Source organism: Corynebacterium sp. c25Ua_89 (genome assembly GCF_047459735.1).
In the GTDB taxonomy this organism is placed as follows: Bacteria; Actinomycetota; Actinomycetes; order Mycobacteriales; family Mycobacteriaceae; genus Corynebacterium; species Corynebacterium simulans.
On sequence record NZ_JASBOD010000002.1, the window covers coordinates 257,918 to 275,405 of the forward strand.

Here is a 17,488-nt window from a genome sequence, read left to right on the forward strand (position 1 = left end):
TCCAGCGCAGAAGCAGAGAATATAGCTAGCCCCAAAGCGCAAAAAGCGCGCCAACTGTGGATAACTCACCGCGACTCAGGCAAGTTACCGCGACAGGGCGCGCAAAGATGGTGTCGTTTGCTAAGCCAGCACAGCCTTATTCAGGAGCTGACATTTTAAGGAAATAACTATTCCGGCAGGAGGAAGTCTGGCTTATCCAGCTCCTCGATGTTGACGTCTTTGTAGGTAATAACGCGGACGTAGCGCACGAAGCGAGCAGAGCGGTACATGTCCCATACCCAGGCATCAGACATGCGTACCTCGTAGTAGACATCCGGGCCCGAGGTGTGCGGGATGAGCTCCACGGCGTTCGCCAGGTAGAAGCGGCGCTCGGTTTCCACTACGTAGGAGAACTGGCTTACAACATCTCGATATTCGCGGTAGAGGGAGAGTTCTACTTCCGCCTCGTAGTTGTCGAGTTCCTCGGCGCTCACTTGTTAATCCTCCAAAGTTGTGGGGTCAATGGGCCTTAGCTTAACCCGGAAATCACCTGAACAGTTTCAGGCGCGCGCGAGAAATTTCGCGTGGGCTTGTGCCACGTTGCGATAGCTCATCCGGTGTTCCGGGCAGGCACCCAATTGGGCGATCGCTTCCTGATGAATAGCCGTTCCATAGCCCTTGTGCGAGCCCAGACCATAGCCCGGATACTGCCTATCGAGCTCATCCATCACGTGGTCGCGCGAGACCTTCGCCAGCACGCTGGCAGCCGCAATGCAGCGCGCCGCGGCATCGCCGCCCACCATGGGCAGCTGGGGTGCGGGCATGCCGGGGATCTTCAGGGCGTCGGTAAGCACGTAGTGCGGGCGCACCTCCAGGCGCGCTACCGCCCTGCGCATTCCAGAGACGTTAGCGTGCTGGATGCCGCAAGAATCAATGTCATCCGCCTCAATATGCACCACAGACCAGGCCAGAGCCTTGTCTTTGATGATGGGATAGAGCTTCTCCCGCGTCTTGGGCGTGAGCTTTTTAGAGTCGGTGAGCTTATCCAACTCCGGAATGATCTTCTCCGGCAGGATACATGCGGCGATAGTAATCGGCCCGCAGCACGCCCCGCGGCCGGCCTCATCGACGCCGGCTACTGGGCCCAGGCCAGCCTTACTCAAGGCCACTTCGTAGGTGCGCTGTTGTTTAAGCCGCCGCATGTTGGATTTTGGGATCGTCGATAAGCTGTGCGCGTGGAATCGGCAGAACCACTGCCTCTACCTTGCCGCGAACGTTGTCCACCGGAATCGTGCCCTGCAGGTTATCGCCCAAGTGCGCGCGGGAGTCGAGCGAGTTCGTGCGATTATCACCCATCACCCAAATATTTCCCTCCGGGACCGTGACGGGGCCAAAATAGCTGCCGCCGCAGGCCTCCGAGCCAGCTGCGGTATCCACCGGCATCTCTGGCGGGGTCTTGACATAAGACTGGTCGATGGGCTGGCCATCCACCATCACTGCCGGGTCGCCTGCCTCGCAGGAAACGATCTGGCCTTCGGTAGCGATAACGCGCTTGACCAAAATGTTTTCACCATTAGGCAGCAAACCGATGGCCGCGCCGGCGTTTTCGACGCCGCGAACGAGCACGTTATCGGAGCGTTTTATTTCGAAAGAGGAATTCCAGGAATCGGCGCCCGCGAAGACCACGACATCACCGGGCTGCGGATCAGAGAAGTAATAGCTGAGCTTTTGGACCAAGATACGGTCATTCTTACAGCCCGCACAGCCATGCAACGTCGGCTCCATCGAAGCCGACGGAATCAGATACATCCGCCCGATGAACGTCTGCACGAAAGCCAAGACCAGAAACACCACGATGACCGTAGGCAGAAGATCGCGCACGCGCACGGGCTCTTCTTCCGGGGCGTGGTCAACGGCGCGGTTTTCTAGGTTGGGACGCCGCTTTCTAGGCCTGGATGTCTGGGTCATCTACCCCACCGATGTGGTTGAACGGGAAGAACACGAACATGACCTTGCCGCGGACGTTTTCTACCGGAATGGTGCCCTGGTACTGATCCTGCATGTGATAGCGGGAGTCCGCGGAAGCCGTGCGGTTATCGCCCATTACCCAGATGTTTCCTTCCGGAACGGTAACTGGGCCAAAGTAAGCACCACCGCAGGCATAGGAACCGGTCTTCTCGTCAACCTTGTAGGTTGGCGGGTCCATAACATAGTCCTGGTTAATCGGCTTGCCATCCACCATCACAGCTGGATCTCCCTCCTGACAGGACACGGTCTGGCCGCCCGTAGCTACGACGCGCTTGACCAAGGTGTTCTCATCCGGCGGGGTCAGCGAGACGTAGCTCAGTACATCCTGAATCTTGTGAATGACCTCGTTGGAAGAACGCGGCGACTGGTAATTGCGATTCCAGTCATCGGTGCCCTTGAACACCACGACGTCGCCAGGCTCTGGGCTCTTATCTCCGTAGTAGGAAATCTTCTCGGTGAAGATGCGGTCATTGGTGCAGCCATCGCAGCCGTGGAGGGTTGGCTCCATCGAACCAGAAGGAATGACATATTGGCGGCCGATGAAAGTTTGTACGAGGCCTACCACGCACAACACGCAGAGGATGATGAGAAGGGTCTCTAGGAGCCACGGCAGCTCCTTTTTCTCCTTCTCTTCTGTCTTCTCTGATATTTCTTCTACCGGCTTGGCCTCGCTAGTCGCGAGGTCTGCGCCATGGTCTTCGAATTCCTTCTCGTTATTCACGGGCTAAATCCTAGCAACAATAGGCTCGAAAACCGGCACCCTGACGAAAGCATTCAGCGAACTCTAAGCTCGCCGAATCCTCCATCAGTCCCCCGCAAGCTCCGCAAACTTCCATCAAAAAGTATTGAATTACTTTTTCGCCTGAAGTAGCGTGCTGTTTATGTCTTTGGGAATAATTGAACTTCTTTTCATGCTCGTACCGCTACTGATCATCGTTGCGATCGTCGCGGGCGTCGTCTGGTGGGCGAAAAAGGTAAGGAGCGACCAACAAGACATTAAGCACATGCTCACCGAGCAGCAAATGGCCCAGGGCTCCACCCAGCAGCCGGGCACCGGCTCAGCACAGATTTAAACGCAGGACCGAAAACAAGAAAACTAGAGCAAAGCTAACAGTCCAGACCTAACAGTCTAGACATAGCAAAAGCGCCCGCTCTCCCCCTCGAACCTCGAATGAGGAACGAAGACGGAGGCGGGCGCTTTCGGCGCTAGAACTAGCGGCGCTCCTTGATGCGAGCCTTCTTGCCGCGCAGGTCGCGCAGGTAGTACAGCTTTGCACGGCGGACGCGGCCGCGGCGTACAACCTGGATGGACTCGATGTTCGGGGAGTGAACCGGGAAGGTACGCTCAACGCCGATACCGAAGGAGACCTTACGGACGGTGAAGGTCTCACGGATGCCAGCGCCCTGGCGGCGGATGCACACGCCCTTAAAGAGCTGAACACGCTGGGTCTTACCCTCGATGACCTTGACGTTTACGTCGAGGGTATCGCCTGGGCGGAAGTCTGGGACATCGTCACGCAGCTGTGCTGCATCTACCTTTTCAATGAGGTTAGCCATTGTTTTTCCTTTTCAGTTTAAGACAGAGGACCCTAGCGCCCCTTCAACCTTGAAGAAGCTGACCGGTTCGTGCCTGTTACATAGAACAAAGGAATTCTTCCATACCCACCGCGCGAACAGCAAATTCTTGCAATTCCAAGACAGCCGCGCATCACAGGGTTTATGGTGTGTGATGCAAGTACCCCACGGGTGCCCACGAAGAAGTGGGCTGAGATAGGCGCCAAGGCCGCGTCTAGACCGTTCGAACCTGTCTGGTTAGCACCAGCGAAGGAAGTGAGGAAGGCGCCATGTCGGCTACCCCTAACGAGATCCATCCAAAGCACTCTTACTCCCCCATCATCCGTGATGGACTGGAGGTACCGGAAACCCAGATCGAGCTCGATGACTCGCCCACTGGGCCCAACGAACCTTTCCGCGTCTACCGCACCCGCGGCCCCGAGTGTGAGCCGGAGGTGGGCCTGCCGGGTCTGCGCAGCAAGTGGATTGCAGGCCGCGGCGACGTCGAGGAGTACGCCGGCCGCGAGCGCAATCTGGCCGACGACGGCAAGTCCGCCCAAAAGCGTGGTGCGGCCTCAGCGGAATGGAGCGGCGAGAAGCGTGCTGTCCTGCGCGCCAAGGCCGGCAAGCGCGTCACCCAGATGCACTATGCCCGCAAGGGAATCATCACCAAGGAAATGGAGTTCGTGGCGCTGCGCGAGCACTGCGATCCCGAGTTCGTGCGTTCCGAGGTCGCCCGCGGACGCGCGATTATCCCGAATAACATCAACCACCCTGAGTCCGAGCCGATGATCATCGGCCGCAAGTTCTTGACCAAGATCAACGCCAACATCGGCAACTCCGCCGTGACTTCTTCTATCGCAGAAGAAGTGTCCAAACTGCGCTGGGCCACCCGCTGGGGAGCCGATACCGTGATGGATCTTTCCACCGGCGATGACATCCACACCACCCGCGAGTGGATTCTGCGTAACTCCCCAGTACCGATTGGAACCGTGCCTATCTACCAGGCGCTGGAGAAGGTAAACGGCGTTGCCGAGGACCTTACCTGGGAGATCTTCCGCGATACCGTCATCGAGCAGTGCGAGCAGGGCGTGGACTACATGACCGTCCACGCCGGCGTTCTGCTCCCATTCATCCCGTTGACCACGGGGCGCGTCACCGGAATTGTCTCCCGCGGCGGTTCCATCATGGCGGGCTGGTGCTTGGCTCACCACAAGGAGTCCTTCCTCTACGAGAACTTCGACGAGCTCTGCGAGATTTTCGCGCAATACGACGTCGCCTTCTCCTTGGGCGATGGCCTTCGCCCTGGCAGCCTGGCCGACGCCAACGACACCGCGCAGTTCGCCGAGCTTAAGACCATCGGCGAGCTCACCCGCCGCGCCTGGGAGTACGACGTGCAGGTCATGGTGGAAGGCCCCGGCCACGTTCCGCTGAACATGATCCAGGAAAACAACGAGCTGGAACAGGACTGGGCCCACGACGCCCCGTTCTACACCCTGGGTCCGCTGGTCACGGACATTGCTCCGGGATATGACCACATCACCTCCGCCATCGGCGCCGCACACATCGCCATGGGCGGCACCGCGATGCTGTGCTACGTCACCCCGAAGGAACATCTGGGTCTGCCGAACCGCGACGATGTCAAGACCGGCGTCATCACCTATAAGCTCGCCGCGCATGCCGCCGACGTGGCCAAGGGCCACCCCGGCGCGCGGGCGTGGGACGACGCCATGAGCAAGGCCCGCTTCGAGTTCCGCTGGCACGATCAGTTCGCGCTTTCGCTCGACCCTGAGACCGCGCAGGAATACCACGATGAGACCCTGCCGGCTGAGCCCGCCAAGACCGCGCACTTTTGTTCGATGTGTGGCCCGAAGTTCTGTTCCATGCGGATTAGCCAGGACATCCGCGATACTTTCTCGGATTCCCTGGGCATGCCGAGCTTTCCCACCGACGCCAAGGCGGGCGAGGCAATGATGTCAGCCGAGTTCAAGGCGCAAGGCTCCAAGCTCTATCAAACGGCAGACAAGGAGCCAGCCGACCGTGCTTGATCTGCGTTGTTACTTCGTCACCGGCACCAATATGACACCGGAGATTGCCGCGGCCGCCGTGCGTGGCGGCGCGGGCGTGGTACAGGTGCGCTCAAAGCCAATTTCTGCCCGCTCGCTCTATGATTTGGGCGCCCGCGTGGCCGAGGCGGTGCACGAGGTAAATCCGCGCGCGCACGTGCTTATCGACGACCGCGTCGACGTCGCCCTAGCTCTGCGTTGCGCGGGCGCGCCCGTCCACGGCGTGCACATCGGCCAGGACGATCTCTGCCCACGTGCCGCGCGTGAGCTGCTCGGCCCCGATGCCATAATTGGCCTGACCACGGGAACGCTTGAGTTAATTAGGGACGCAAACCAGTACGCGGACGTCCTCGACTACGTCGGCTGCGGTCCCTTCCGCGCTACCCCGACGAAGGATTCTGGGCGCACCCCGCTGGGACTCGAGGGCTACCCAGAGATCGTCGCCGCCTCGCAGCTGCCCGTAGTCGCCATCGGCGACGTCACCGCGGACGATGCCGCCGAGCTCGCTGCAACCGGCGTCGACGGCCTGGCCGTCGTGCGCGGAATCATGAATGCCCCGGACCCAGCCGCCTACTGCGAGCGTCTCCTGAGCGAATTCGAGAAAGGTCGCGCATGAGCACTGCCAGCACTGCCAGCTCAAGCGTTGCCATCGTCGGCGCCGGGGTCATCGGCCTTGCCACCGCAGTAGAGTTGGCCCAGTCAGGAATCAAAGTCGATGTCTTCGACCCAGCGCCAGCATCCGGCGCCACGCACCATGCCGGCGGCATGCTGGCTCCCGCCGCGGAGGTGGTCTATCAACAAGACCCGCTCTTTCCGCTGATGCAGGCCTCGGGCAAGTGGTATCCGGAGCTTATCGCGGCCGTCGCCAAGCACAGCGACCTCGATACCGGCTACCGCGACGAAGGCACTCTCGTGGTAGCCGCGGACCGCGCCGATTCCCAGCATTTGTCAGAGCTCATGGACTACCAGAATGCGCACGGCATGCAGGTCGAGCGCATCACCGTGCGGCAGGCGCGCTCCCTCGAACCGGGGCTGAGCCCACGCTTGGCCGGCGCCGTCTCAATTCCTGGGGATACGCAGGTCTTCCCCCGGCAATGGGCGCTCGCGCTATACGACGCCGCGGAAAACCTAGGCGTGCGCTTTCACCGCACAAAGGTCACACACCTCGGCGATGGAGTCGACGGCGGAATGGTGCACACCGAAGAAGGTACTTTCGCCGCAGACCAGGTGGTGCTGGCCGCCGGACTGGGGGCGAATGGCCTTAGCGAATGGTCGCAACCGCTACGCCCAGTCTATGGCGACATTCTGCGCCTACGTGTGCCAGAGGAACGCCGCCCGCTGCTAAACCGCGTGGTGCGCGGATTCGTGGAAGACCGCCCTATCTATCTGATTCCACGCGGCGACGGAACCATCGCCGTGGGCGCGACCAGCCGCGAGGATAGCCTCAATGCCCCGCTGGCCGGCGGTGTCTATGACCTGCTGCGCGATGCCATCCGGGTGCTGCCGGGCATCGAAGATTGCGAGTTCCTGGAAGCTACCACCGGCGCCCGCCCGGGCACGCCTGATGATCTTCCCTACCTGGGGCGCGTGAGTGACAGGCTCATTGTCTCCACCGGGTATTTCCGCCACGGCATCTTGCTGGCCGCCTTCGGTGCACGGTGTACGCGCGAGTTCGTCCTCGGCGAGGACCCCAGCATCGACCTTTCGGCCTGCGACCCGCTGCGCTTTGCGCGCTAGAGCCGAAATAAAGACAGCTATATCAAGACAGATATATAAGGAACACGATGACAATCACCTACAACGGGCAGAAGATGGATACCACCGCAGCAACAGTGGCGGCACTAATTGCCGAGGTCAATGCACCAGAGGCGGGCACTGCGGTGGCCATAAATGGCGCGGTGGTTCCGCGCTCGGCGTGGGAAGACACCCGCCTCGAAGAGGGTGCGGTCATCGATGTTCTTACTGCAATCCAGGGAGGCTAGTAAAGTGCTGACAATCGCGGATAAGAGCTTTGAATCCCGGCTCATCATGGGCACGGGTGGCGCAAGCAGCCAGGGCGCGCTGGAAAAAGCACTGGTAGCTTCCGGCACGCAGCTAACCACCGTGGCGATGCGCCGCCACAGCGCGCAGGCAGGTGGCGAGAGCGTCTTTGACTTGCTGCGCCGGCTTAACATTGAGCCGCTGCCGAATACCGCGGGCTGCCGCACCGCGCGCGATGCCGTGCTTACGGCGCAGCTGGCGCGCGAGGCGCTAGGCACCAATTGGGTCAAGGTAGAAGTCATTGCGGATGAGCACACGCTGCTTCCCGATGTCGTAGAAACCATCGACGCCACCGAGCTCCTCGTGGCAGAGGGGTTTACGGTCTTGGCCTATACCAGCGATGACCCAGTGGCGGCGCTGCGCTTGGAGGATGCGGGCGCTTCCGCCGTGATGCCGCTGGGAGCGCCCATCGGCACGGGGCTGGGTATTTTAAATCCCCACAACATCGAGCTCATCGCCGCGCGCGCCAATGTACCCGTGCTTGTCGACGCCGGCATCGGCACCGCCTCCGACGCCGCCCTCGCGATGGAGCTAGGCTGCGACGGGGTTCTGCTGGCCAGCGCTATCAACCGCTGCCAAGACCCCGTGGCCATGGCCCACGCTATGCGTCATGCGGTGGCCGCCGGGCACTATGCCCGCCAGGCAGGACGCATCCCGCGCCGCGAGCATGCCCAAGCCTCTTCAACCTTTGAAGGCCTTGCCAGCTGGGCCGATGAGGTGCTCTAGTGGGCCTTAGCGAACTCGAGTCTGCCCGCACCGCGCGCCAACAGGTGCTAATCGGCCAAGATGCGCAGGTAGCTCTTAACCGCGCGCACGTGCTCATCGTGGGTGCGGGCGGATTGGGCTGCCCGGTCCTGCAGCAGCTGGCCGCCGCGGGTATCGGGCACATTACGCTCATCGACGATGACGAGGTAGCGCTGAGCAATATCCACCGCCAGGTGCTCTTCGGCGTGGATGACGTGGGCCAGCCCAAAGCCGCGGTCGCCGCCCGGCGCGCCCACGAGCTACAGCCAGAGATACACATTCAGGCGAAAGTCGCCCGATTTAGCGCCGACAATGCACTGCGACTGTGTCAGGACACAGACCTCGTCATCGACGGCACAGATACCTTCGACACGAAGTACCTCATCGCCGACGCCTGCGAGGCAACCTCGACTCCGCTGGTCTGGGGCACCGTCTTGGGTTTTCGCGGCGACGTAGCACTATGGCATTCAGGCACTTTCACACCGGATGGCCGCGGCTGCGGTTTGCGCGACCTCTTCCCTGCCGCTCCCAATGCCGATGCCCTTCCCGATTGCGCCAGCGCCGGTGTTCTGGGAGCTACCACCTCCGTCATCGGCGGGCTGATGGCCACCGCCGCGATTGGCTGGTTCACCGGAATCGACACCACCGTGGGCCAGGTATCCAGCTACACCGCGTACCCAGCTAGCCTGCGCAGCTTCCGCGTCAGCGCCGATCCTGGGCGCGCACTATGCACCTCATTGGAAGCTCATGCCGAGCTCAATTCTAACGCCAGCGTTGCTGCTAGCGCTGGCGTTGCTGCTAGCGCTGGCGAGGCTGCGGAGTGCTTCCTCGACATCCGTGACCCGTCCACACTGCTTTATAGCTCGCTGCCGGCGAACTTGCGCCAGCGCGCTCTGCCTTTTCACAAAATTGCGGCAGGCACCGCTGGCGATGAGATGGTGCGCGCGGCACTGGGCTCCTTAGATGCTCCGGCTGGCGGCACCGTCTGGGTAATTTGTGATTCTGGCAGCCGCAGCGCCGGTTTCGCGCTGCGCTATGGCGAGCTCGCCGCAGGACTTGGGCTGCGTCTGAGAAGCTACCCCGGCGGCGCGGAGCGCCTACACCGGGAGCTTGGTTAGCTCGCGCACGCGGCTTAAGCCGTGGTCGCTGCCATGACCTTGTGCTCGTCCAGCAGGCGCGCGGTGCCGTGGTGGCGTGCGCGGAAGATGAGGTAGCTGGCGGCTACCGCCAAGACGGTGACGCTGAGCAAGACCATGATGCCGCCGGCGAAGGTGCCGTCATGAATACCATCGGTGGCGCGTGTGAAGGCGTTCTTGGCATAGGTCATCGGGTGCAAAGGATGCAGCAAACGCAGCGGTGCCGGGATGGCCGCCGTGGGCCACACGCCGCCGAAAACCATGACTCCCATGGCAAAAACGCCAACCGAGAAGATGGCGCCAATCCTGCGCCCGAAGGTCACCAGCAGCAGCTGGTAGGTGGCAGCGCCCACCATCGCGATTGCTGCGAGCACTCCCAGCATCATCGGCCAGCTTGCCGGGTGCCAGCCCATAAGCGTGGACATCAGCGCCATCCCCAGCAACAACAGGAAGTTGATGCCGCTAACCACCGCGAATGCGGGCAAAATGCCACGCAGATAATAAGGCAGGGTCATAGCGAGCAGCAGCATGGCTAGGAAGCCAAAGACGAGCACCAGAAGCATCGAGACGCCGCCCGTGATTTCCTTCTTGGTTGGGTCGACGGCGCTAACGCCGGTCTGCACCGGATGGACGTTGGATTCGGTGAAGTTGATCGGCACCGCCATATTCTGTGCCGTCACGTCGGGCTGGGTAATATGCGGGGCCTTCTCAGCACCCTCCCCCAGCTTCGTGGCGAGCTGACCCGAACCATCCTTGAGCTGATCGATGCCGTCTTTCAATTGGGCACCGCCGCCCTTCAACTGACCGGTACCATCCTTAAGGCTCGTGGTGCCCTCTGCCAAGCGTCCCGCACCTTCATCCAGCTGCACAGCGCCGGTAGATAGCTCGCCCACGCCGCTTTTCAGCTGTCCGGTTCCCTCCGCCAGCTGATGGGTGCCCTGGTTGAGCTTGAGCATGCCACCTAGGTACTCGGAATTCGGGTCGGACAAGTTGTAATTCAGCTGCTGCGTACCATCACGCAGCTTCTCCAGCTGGGAGACCATGTTGCTGCTATTTGCCGGATCCAGCTTCGTCAGCAAAGTGGAAAGCTGGTCTGCCTGAGCCGTCATTCCCATTCCGCGCAGCACATCCACCAAGCCGATGAGGTTCGGCACCACTAACTGTGCTTGCTGCAGGAGTGGGATGAGCATGCCGGTGAGCTGGCCGACGCCGCCTTCGATTTGGCTGGCGCCTTCGCCAAGCTTGCCCGTGCCCTCCAGCAACTTATCGGAGCCCGTCGCCAACTCATTCGCGCCGTCGTCAAGCCGACCCGCGCCCGTGGAAAGCTCGCTTACGCCCTGGACCAGCCGGCCAGTGCCATCGTGCAGCTGACCCGCACCGTTGTTGAGCTCGCCCGCTCCGGCATCCAGCTTGTCGATGCCGGTCACAGCCTTCTCGCCGCCAACCTGGAGCTTGCCCACGCCCTCGTCAAGACGGCCTGCACCTTCGGCCGCGGTACCAATGTCATCGCTGAGCTTGACCATGCCCTCGATGACTTGATCCGCATACTTTTTGGAAATCGCGTTCTCAACGCTGGTCTGAACCTGCGGAACCAGGCTCGAAGAAATCACCGAGCCATTCGTTCCGTAATAGTCGTTGCTGGCGAAGTGGATCTGCGGTTTGACCGGCTTATCGCTAATGATGGTGACCGCTTGCTCCGAGAAAACCTTTGGGATGGTCACCACCATCAGGTACTTGCCCTTTAACAACCCATCGTTTGCCTCCTGAGCGTTCATCTCGGCGAAGTTCAGGTAGTCAGTTTCCAGGAGGCCTTCTACTACTTGATCGCCGTAGTTGACGTATTTGCCCTGCTTTTCCACGCCGGCGTCCTCATTGACCACCGCCAAGTCAATCTGCCGCATGTACTTGGAAGGGTCCCACATCGCCCACATCATCGTGGCTGCGAGGATGACTGGCGCTACCAGCAGGAAAACGATCAGCACCCGCGAGAGTGCGCTACGCGGGCGCCAGTCCAGGATGCGATGCCACCCCTTCGCTTCCGTTTCCTGCACGGCATGGGCAGCCGGCTGCGTGGCGTCGAACGGCGTTTGTTTCTGGTGCAAGGCGAAACCCTCCCTCATGAAGGTATGGTGACCGCGGTCACCCTTTTGTTTGTTTCACCAAACTTATCACTAACTCGCCGCGCTGCACTAGCACGCCACGAAGCAACTTTTAATAAATTTAGTTGCCGAAGCCGGCCTTCTTCAGCGCATCCGCCATGGAGCCGCCGGCGGGACGCCCACCGGAATTGCCGCGGCCGCCACGCGCTCCACGGCCACCCTTGGCCCCATTGCCAGTGTTGCCGCCTTTGCTGCTACCGCCGTTGCCACCACGCTTGCCACCACCCTGGCGTTGTGCAGGCTGGCCTGGTTCATCATCGAGGCGCAGCGAGAGGCCGATGCGCTGACGCTGCACGTCAACTTCCATGACTTTGACTTTTACTACCTGCCCGGAGCGCACGACCTCATGTGGATCGGAGATGAACTTATTGCTCATCGCGGAGACGTGTACTAGGCCGTCCTGGTGCACTCCGACGTCCACGAAGGCGCCGAAAGCCGCAACGTTGGTGACGGTCCCCTCCAGGATCATGCCCGGTACCAGGTCCGAGACTTTGTCCACGCCTTCCTTGAAAGTAGCGGTCTTAAACTCTGGACGCGGGTCGCGGCCAGGCTTATCCAGCTCGGCAATGATGTCGGTGACAGTCGGGACACCGAAAGTATCGTCAGCGAAGTCTGCCGGCTGCAGTTTCTGCAGCACTCTGGAGTTACCGATAAGTTCAGCCACGCCGAGCCCCGTGGACTCCGCAATGCGGGCGACCACCGGGTAGGCCTCAGGGTGTACGGCGGAGGAATCAAGTGGGTCAACGCCACCATTGATGCGCAGGAAGCCTGCTGCCTGCTCGAAGGCTTTCGGCCCCAAGCGCGGAACTTTCTTGAGTTCCTTGCGGGATGCGAAGGAACCGTTCTCGTCGCGGTAGGCCACGATGTTGGTGGCGATAGTGGCGTTCACGCCCGCCACGCGCTCAAGCAGCGGAACAGATGCGGTGTTTAGGTCAACGCCGACACCGTTTACGGCGTCCTCAACCACGCCGTCGAGGGTGCGCGCCAGCGAGGTCTGGTTGACGTCGTGTTGGTACTGCCCCACGCCGATGGCCTTCGGATCGATCTTTACCAGCTCAGCCAGGGGATCCTGGAGGCGGCGAGCGATGGAGACCGCACCACGCAGCGAGACGTCCATGTCTGGGAACTCATCCGCGGCAAGCTGGGATGCGGAGTAGACCGAAGCACCCGACTCAGAGACCACGACCGGAGTTGGGCGCTGGCCGCCGGCCTGCTTCAACATGTCGGCGATCTCGTTGGCCAGCTTTTCCGTCTCACGGGAAGCGGTGCCGTTGCCGATAGCCATAAGGTCCACCGAGTGCTTCGCACACAGCGTGGCCAGAGTGTTTACTGCCTGGCTCCACTGGTTCTGTGGCTGGTGCGGGTAGACAATTGCGGTATCAAGAACCTTGCCGGTGGAATCAACTACAGCGCACTTCACGCCGTTTCGATAGCCCGGGTCCAGTCCAATCGTGGCGCGTTGACCCGCCGGTGCCGCCAACAAGACGTCGCGCAGGTTGGTAGCAAAGACCTTGAGCGCGCCCTCCTCCGCGATTTCTTTGAGGCGCATGCGCACATCAAGGCCAGAAGAGATATAGAGCTTCGTGCGCCAGCCCCAGTGCACGGCGTCGGAAAGCCACTTGGAATCCTTAACCGCAAGATCAAAACGCTCGGCAATCATGCCCTCATAGACTTCGTCTTCACCGGCATCCAGGTTGAGCTGGAGAACGCCCTCGTTCTCACCGCGCAGCAACGCCAGGATGCGGTGCGAGGGCAGCTGGTCGAAAGGCTCAGAGAACTCGAAGTAGTCCTTAAACTTGGCGCCTTCGGTTTCCTTGCCAGCCACCACGGAAGCACCCATGGTGCCCTCGTTGAACATGCGCTCGCGCACCTCGCCGACCAAGTCGGCGTCGAGAGCAAAACGGTCAATGATGATGGAACGCGCGCCCTCGAGAGCCTTCTTGGTGTCTTCAAATCCTTCAGTCAGGAACTGCCCCGCCATCTCTTCTGGATTGGCCGTGGGGTTCTCAATGAGCTTGTCCGTCAACTCTTCCAGGCCGGCCTCACGAGCGATGTCCGCCTTGGTCTTGCGGCGCTTCTTGTATGGCAGGTACAAGTCTTCCAAACGCGCCTTGGTCTCACACTCGAGAATCTGGGCACGCAGCTCGTCGGTGAGCTTTCCCTGCTCATCGATAGCCGCCAAAATTGCCTCTTTACGCTCTTCCAATTCGCGCAGGTACGTCGCGCGCTCCTCGATGGTGCGCAACTGCGAATCATCCAAACCACCAGTGGCTTCTTTGCGGTAACGCGCGATGAATGGGACAGTGTTTCCCTCCGCCAGAAGCGTCAAAGCAGTCTCAACCTGAGACTCCTTTACACCAATCTCTGCGGCGATGGTAGCTGCAATCTTCAAAAGAAATCCTCACCTTTGTGGCTGATTTTCTGGACTCAACAAAGGTACCGCACCGCCCTTTCATCCCAGCGATGAGCGCTCCAACTCCTCAATTACTTTCCCTCACGCAGTAACGCCCCAACACATTCGTGTCGGGGCGACTCGTCCAGGAAACGAAAGCGCTTTGACGTGCTCGCAGGGTGCTAGTAGATGAGAACTGCTGCGTTGTCGCCTCCAGAACAGCGGACAGAGGAGGACGTGCCGGAGCAGTACATGTAGTAGTTGCCGCCGGTAGCCGGAGAATAAACCTTCAGCGTTGCGTTCGGGGAGCCGGTCGCAGCGTAGTTGCTTACAAAGGATGAATAAACATTTGCTGCAAAGCTTTGCGAGGTGTTGCCGGTGAGCGCTCGATAGCTGGAGTATCCAGAGGAATAGGACGGAGCTTGTGCAACGCGCTCAACAGGTACGACGGGTTCTGGCGCCTGCGCGGTCACGGTGGCCGGGCGCTGCTCAGTAACAGTTACTGGGACGGCCTCCTGTGCAGGAGAGACGAGTGCTGGGGAGGCCGCACCAGCAGCAGCATCAGAGCCGCCAATTTTGCCCATGAACGCCATGACGCCCGCCACGATTGCAGCCAGGCAAAGACCAACGATGGCCGTAATAGCCACCGTCAAGCCGGTCGATATCCCGCCGCGCTGCTCTGTGGGTGCCACGTAGCCATCTGCCGGATTGGGGAAACCAGCGACGTTGTTGGCCGGAGGGAAAGTGTTGGGGATGGACATGCGGTGCACCTGCCTTATATCGAGTAAAGAGAGAAGGAAGTAAGGAGACTTCCTTTTGATGACCTCATGTTAAGACGGACGCTACCAACGACGATTGAATCCGGGGAGCATTCCTCTTTCCGCAGTTCACAAGATGATTCTGCAGCAACTAATCAGAGGGCGAGGTTCCCCATTTTCGTCGCCGAAGTTACTACCTAAAGATTTATGGTTGCCACGCGCAGGCGGTACCCAACCCAAACTCGGTATGACCGATCTCGGAGGTGCCGTACCACAGCGTGTGCGGCGGCAAACAGTCCACCACCACCGCGGTGACCTTATGCAAGGGCAGGTCAGAGCTACCATTGACGATGACGCGCCACACGCTCTCACCTACTGGTGCGCTGCCGTGCTTGGACATGTACTCGTTGACCAAGATGTTGTCTGGCTCGCAGGTAAAGGAGATGACCTCCGCGCTGATATTCGCCGGCTCATAGCCACCTTCTGCCAGCTGCTGCGGCATGCGGGTAAGAATGTCATTCCATTCTTTTTCCGTCATCAAAATAGATAGATCGGTACTAACTTCCATTGCGTAGCTGCTCCAGGTACTTGCGGTCGGCTTTATCGAGCTCCACGCCGTCCAATAGCTCGGGGCGGCGTTCAAAGGTGCGGCGCAGGGATTGCTCGCGGCGCCACTTATCCACGAGCGCGTGGTTTCCAGAGGTCAGCACCTCAGGCACGGCCAGCCCGCGCCATTCACGTGGTTTGGTGTAGCTCGGCCCCTCCAGCAAACCATCGGAGAATGAATCTTCCTCATGAGAGCGCTTGTTGCCCAGCACTCCTGGGATTAAGCGCACGATGGCCTCGGCCATGACGAGCACCGCCACTTCCCCGCCGATCAACACGTAGTCACCGATGGAGACCTCGCGTACGCGGTAGCGCTGCGCTGCATCGTCAATGACGCGCTGGTCGATGCCCTCGTAGCGCCCGCAGGCAAAGACGATATGTTCCTCATTGGACCACTCTTGGGCGTCTGCCTGCGTGAAAGGTTTTCCGGCAGGCGTCGGGACGATAAGCAGCGGCAAGGACAGATCCTCGGCAACGCCGTCCTCCCCTACCGACCGCTCGTAGCCGGTGGCCTCCACGCCCTCGACGTCGTCGTGGCGCGGCTTATTGAGGTGCGGGAGCGAGGATTCCAGGTCCGCGGTGCGCGCGGCGCCACTGGCGACGTCGTCAAGCGCAGGGCCCCAGACCTCCGGCTTCATCACCATGCCGGGGCCGCCACCGAAGGGCGAATCATCCACCGACTTATGTGTATCGGTGGCCCAGCCGCGCAGATCGTGCACGCCCACCGAAAGCTTGCCCTGCTCGATGGCCTTGCCCAGCAAAGCATGGCGCAGCGGGTCTAGGTATTCAGGGAAAATTGTGACGACGTCTAGCCTCACAGCTCTAGCAATCCTTCCGGTGGCGTAATCGTGCAGGTGCCTTCCTCAAGGTCGACCTCGGGAACGATTTCTTCAACGAAGGGAATCAAGGCTTCCTTGCCAGATTCCAATCGCACCTCTAGCAAGGACTGGGTTGGCCCATGGGTAATTCCGGTGACCTCACCGATGCCGGCCCCCTCGTGGATGACGCGCAGACCCTCGAGCTCGTGGTCGTAGAAACCTTCGTCGTCTGGGTTATCCAGTGGTGGCGCAAAAAATTGGGTGCCGCGCAGACTATCGGCTGCGGTTCGGTCTTTTACTTCCTCGAAGGTAATGAGCAGGCGGCCCTTGTGCGCGCGCACTGCCTTGACGGTGAGATCGTGTTCCTTCTTTCCCTGGCGGCCATGGAGCACCTCGCCCACCGCGAAGCGGATTTCGGGCTCGTCGGTGGTGGCTTCGATGCTCAGCTCGCCTTTGATTCCGTGCGATTTGATGACACGGCCGATCATTAGTTCCATTTGCTCAACTTTAATCGCTTCCAACTGACGGCACGAACTACAATATTTTATACGGCTCGAGCCTTATTAAATCTGATGTTTTTGGGTAACGTTGAGAATGAAACCACCGCCTTTAGATAAAGGAGAAGCCCATGACAGATAGGCCCGTGGCAGAGCTTCCAATCAATGACGTAAGCACCTTCGGTAATGCCAGCCATCACGGCGAGAAAATGCTTAACCTGGACCTCCTGGCGGAGGCGCCGGAACCAAACGCGCAGCGCCCACGCCCGGCCGTCAAACGCGTGTTAAGCGCCGATGGCGGCAACCTCATCCTATTCACCTTTAACGCGGGCCAAAGTTTGCCGGATCACAAGGCCGCGCATCCGATTACCGTACAAACGTTGCGCGGAGAAGTCTTGTTTACGTGTGAAGGCAAAGAAGTCCTCCTCCGACCAGGCCAGATCATCCACCTTCCGGCCTATGTTCCACACCGGGTTGACGCAGTGAAATCCGACGGCGATTCACCGGCAATTATGCTGCTCACAATGTTGACAGGAGAAACAATAACGAGCGCTTAAGACGGTGAAAACATGTGTGCCTCCAAGCCACATTCGTGCAGTCACGCACACCATTGGTGTGTCCCATTACGTTGTTGGCAGTTCCGCTTGAAGGAACTCAGGATTCGTACTCCTAGCCCCATGCTGGGGCAGGTTATGTTTATCTGCGTTCCTT

19 protein-coding genes and 1 riboswitch are annotated in these 17,488 nt (G+C 60.2%); of the genes, 8 read left to right on the forward strand and 11 right to left on the reverse strand.

The window, feature by feature from the left end; translation table 11 throughout:
* Positions 1-167: 167 nt before the first annotated feature.
* From QKB66_RS04040 to lepB (QKB66_RS04055), 4 genes are all read right to left on the reverse strand, one after another.
* Positions 168-473, reverse strand: coding sequence for a DUF2469 domain-containing protein (locus tag QKB66_RS04040; protein WP_061923219.1), 306 nt, complete (start codon positions 471-473; stop codon positions 168-170).
* 66 nt (positions 474-539) lie between these two features.
* Positions 540-1,181, reverse strand: coding sequence for a ribonuclease HII (locus tag QKB66_RS04045; protein WP_311517867.1), 642 nt, complete (start codon positions 1,179-1,181; stop codon positions 540-542).
* A complete protein-coding gene (lepB, locus tag QKB66_RS04050; RefSeq protein ID WP_414252745.1) occupies positions 1,168-1,947 on the reverse strand; it encodes a signal peptidase I in 780 nt (259 codons plus the stop codon). The genes QKB66_RS04045 and lepB (QKB66_RS04050) overlap by 14 nt, the downstream gene beginning before the upstream one ends.
* Positions 1,925-2,656 (reverse strand): signal peptidase I, encoded by a 732-nt coding sequence (gene lepB, locus QKB66_RS04055; RefSeq protein ID WP_414252859.1) that lies wholly within the window; start codon positions 2,654-2,656, stop codon positions 1,925-1,927. Before lepB (QKB66_RS04055) ends, lepB (QKB66_RS04050) begins: the two co-directional genes overlap by 23 nt.
* 232 nt (positions 2,657-2,888) lie before the next feature.
* Here lepB (QKB66_RS04055) and QKB66_RS04060 point away from each other — a divergent pair, with 232 nt between their 5' ends.
* Entirely contained in the window at positions 2,889-3,080 is a 192-nt protein-coding gene (locus QKB66_RS04060) for a hypothetical protein (RefSeq protein ID WP_414252746.1), read from the forward strand.
* 139 nt (positions 3,081-3,219) lie between these two features.
* Here QKB66_RS04060 and rplS read toward each other — a convergent pair whose 3' ends face one another.
* Complete coding sequence (rplS, locus tag QKB66_RS04065) at positions 3,220-3,564, reverse strand: 50S ribosomal protein L19 (RefSeq protein WP_311517870.1); 345 nt, start codon at positions 3,562-3,564, stop codon at positions 3,220-3,222.
* Positions 3,565-3,739: 175 nt separating this feature from the next.
* A riboswitch (TPP riboswitch) is annotated at positions 3,740-3,855 on the forward strand.
* On the opposite strand from rplS, the gene thiC reads away from it, so the two are divergent.
* The 6 genes from thiC (at position 3,852) to QKB66_RS04095 (ending at position 9,529) form a co-directional block, all read left to right on the forward strand.
* On the forward strand, positions 3,852-5,609 hold the full coding sequence (thiC, locus tag QKB66_RS04070; RefSeq protein WP_414252747.1) for a phosphomethylpyrimidine synthase ThiC: 1,758 nt from the start codon (positions 3,852-3,854) through the stop codon (positions 5,607-5,609). It overlaps the preceding riboswitch by 4 nt.
* The gene (locus QKB66_RS04075; RefSeq protein WP_345791624.1) at positions 5,602-6,243 is read left to right on the forward strand and encodes a thiamine phosphate synthase; all 642 of its coding nucleotides are present in this window, start codon (positions 5,602-5,604) and stop codon (positions 6,241-6,243) included. Before thiC ends, QKB66_RS04075 begins: the two co-directional genes overlap by 8 nt.
* A complete protein-coding gene (gene thiO, locus QKB66_RS04080) occupies positions 6,240-7,364 on the forward strand; it encodes a glycine oxidase ThiO (protein ID WP_414252748.1) in 1,125 nt (374 codons plus the stop codon). The genes QKB66_RS04075 and thiO overlap by 4 nt, the downstream gene beginning before the upstream one ends.
* Before the next feature lie 47 nt (positions 7,365-7,411).
* Complete coding sequence (thiS, locus tag QKB66_RS04085) at positions 7,412-7,609, forward strand: sulfur carrier protein ThiS (RefSeq protein WP_061923244.1); 198 nt, start codon at positions 7,412-7,414, stop codon at positions 7,607-7,609.
* A gap of 4 nt (positions 7,610-7,613) precedes the next feature.
* Complete coding sequence (locus QKB66_RS04090) at positions 7,614-8,393, forward strand: thiazole synthase (RefSeq protein ID WP_414252749.1); 780 nt, start codon at positions 7,614-7,616, stop codon at positions 8,391-8,393.
* Entirely contained in the window at positions 8,393-9,529 is a 1,137-nt protein-coding gene (locus QKB66_RS04095) for a ThiF family adenylyltransferase (protein ID WP_414252750.1), read from the forward strand. Before QKB66_RS04090 ends, QKB66_RS04095 begins: the two co-directional genes overlap by 1 nt.
* Positions 9,530-9,543: 14 nt before the next feature.
* On the opposite strand, the gene QKB66_RS04100 is transcribed toward QKB66_RS04095, so the two are convergent.
* The 6 genes from QKB66_RS04100 to rimM form a co-directional block, all read right to left on the reverse strand.
* Positions 9,544-11,649 carry a YhgE/Pip family protein gene (locus tag QKB66_RS04100; protein WP_414252751.1) on the reverse strand — a complete coding sequence of 702 codons (2,106 nt, stop codon included), beginning with the start codon at positions 11,647-11,649 and terminating at the stop codon, positions 9,544-9,546.
* A 118-nt stretch (positions 11,650-11,767) separates the two neighbouring features.
* Positions 11,768-14,098: a Tex family protein gene (locus QKB66_RS04105; protein WP_248091600.1), complete on the reverse strand. Its 2,331-nt coding sequence runs from the start codon at positions 14,096-14,098 to the stop codon at positions 11,768-11,770.
* A 182-nt stretch (positions 14,099-14,280) separates the two neighbouring features.
* The gene (locus tag QKB66_RS04110) at positions 14,281-14,859 is read right to left on the reverse strand and encodes a hypothetical protein (RefSeq protein ID WP_311517875.1); all 579 of its coding nucleotides are present in this window, start codon (positions 14,857-14,859) and stop codon (positions 14,281-14,283) included.
* Between the two features lie 202 nt (positions 14,860-15,061).
* Entirely contained in the window at positions 15,062-15,424 is a 363-nt protein-coding gene (locus tag QKB66_RS04115) for a hypothetical protein (RefSeq protein WP_414252752.1), read from the reverse strand.
* A complete protein-coding gene (gene trmD, locus QKB66_RS04120; RefSeq protein ID WP_070433262.1) occupies positions 15,414-16,280 on the reverse strand; it encodes a tRNA (guanosine(37)-N1)-methyltransferase TrmD in 867 nt (288 codons plus the stop codon). The genes QKB66_RS04115 and trmD overlap by 11 nt, the downstream gene beginning before the upstream one ends.
* Entirely contained in the window at positions 16,277-16,777 is a 501-nt protein-coding gene (rimM, locus tag QKB66_RS04125; protein ID WP_414252753.1) for a ribosome maturation factor RimM, read from the reverse strand. Before rimM ends, trmD begins: the two co-directional genes overlap by 4 nt.
* A gap of 131 nt (positions 16,778-16,908) precedes the next feature.
* Here rimM and QKB66_RS04130 point away from each other — a divergent pair, with 131 nt between their 5' ends.
* Complete coding sequence (locus QKB66_RS04130; RefSeq protein ID WP_282440016.1) at positions 16,909-17,334, forward strand: cupin domain-containing protein; 426 nt, start codon at positions 16,909-16,911, stop codon at positions 17,332-17,334.
* Positions 17,335-17,488 lie beyond the last annotated feature (154 nt).

Coding starts and splice junctions, on each gene's coding strand:
- QKB66_RS04045 (WP_311517867.1), bottom strand. CDS start 1,181: ATGCGGCGGCTTAAACAACAGCGCACCTACGAAGTGGCCTTGAGTAAG.
- lepB (WP_414252745.1), bottom strand. CDS start 1,947: ATGACCCAGACATCCAGGCCTAGAAAGCGGCGTCCCAACCTAGAAAAC.
- QKB66_RS04060 (WP_414252746.1), top strand. CDS start 2,889: ATGTCTTTGGGAATAATTGAACTTCTTTTCATGCTCGTACCGCTACTG.
- rplS (WP_311517870.1), bottom strand. CDS start 3,564: ATGGCTAACCTCATTGAAAAGGTAGATGCAGCACAGCTGCGTGACGAT.
- thiC (WP_414252747.1), top strand. CDS start 3,852: ATGTCGGCTACCCCTAACGAGATCCATCCAAAGCACTCTTACTCCCCC.
- thiO (WP_414252748.1), top strand. CDS start 6,240: ATGAGCACTGCCAGCACTGCCAGCTCAAGCGTTGCCATCGTCGGCGCC.
- thiS (WP_061923244.1), top strand. CDS start 7,412: ATGACAATCACCTACAACGGGCAGAAGATGGATACCACCGCAGCAACA.
- QKB66_RS04110 (WP_311517875.1), bottom strand. CDS start 14,859: ATGTCCATCCCCAACACTTTCCCTCCGGCCAACAACGTCGCTGGTTTC.
- QKB66_RS04115 (WP_414252752.1), bottom strand. CDS start 15,424: ATGGAAGTTAGTACCGATCTATCTATTTTGATGACGGAAAAAGAATGG.
- rimM (WP_414252753.1), bottom strand. CDS start 16,777: ATGGAACTAATGATCGGCCGTGTCATCAAATCGCACGGAATCAAAGGC.
- QKB66_RS04130 (WP_282440016.1), top strand. CDS start 16,909: ATGACAGATAGGCCCGTGGCAGAGCTTCCAATCAATGACGTAAGCACC.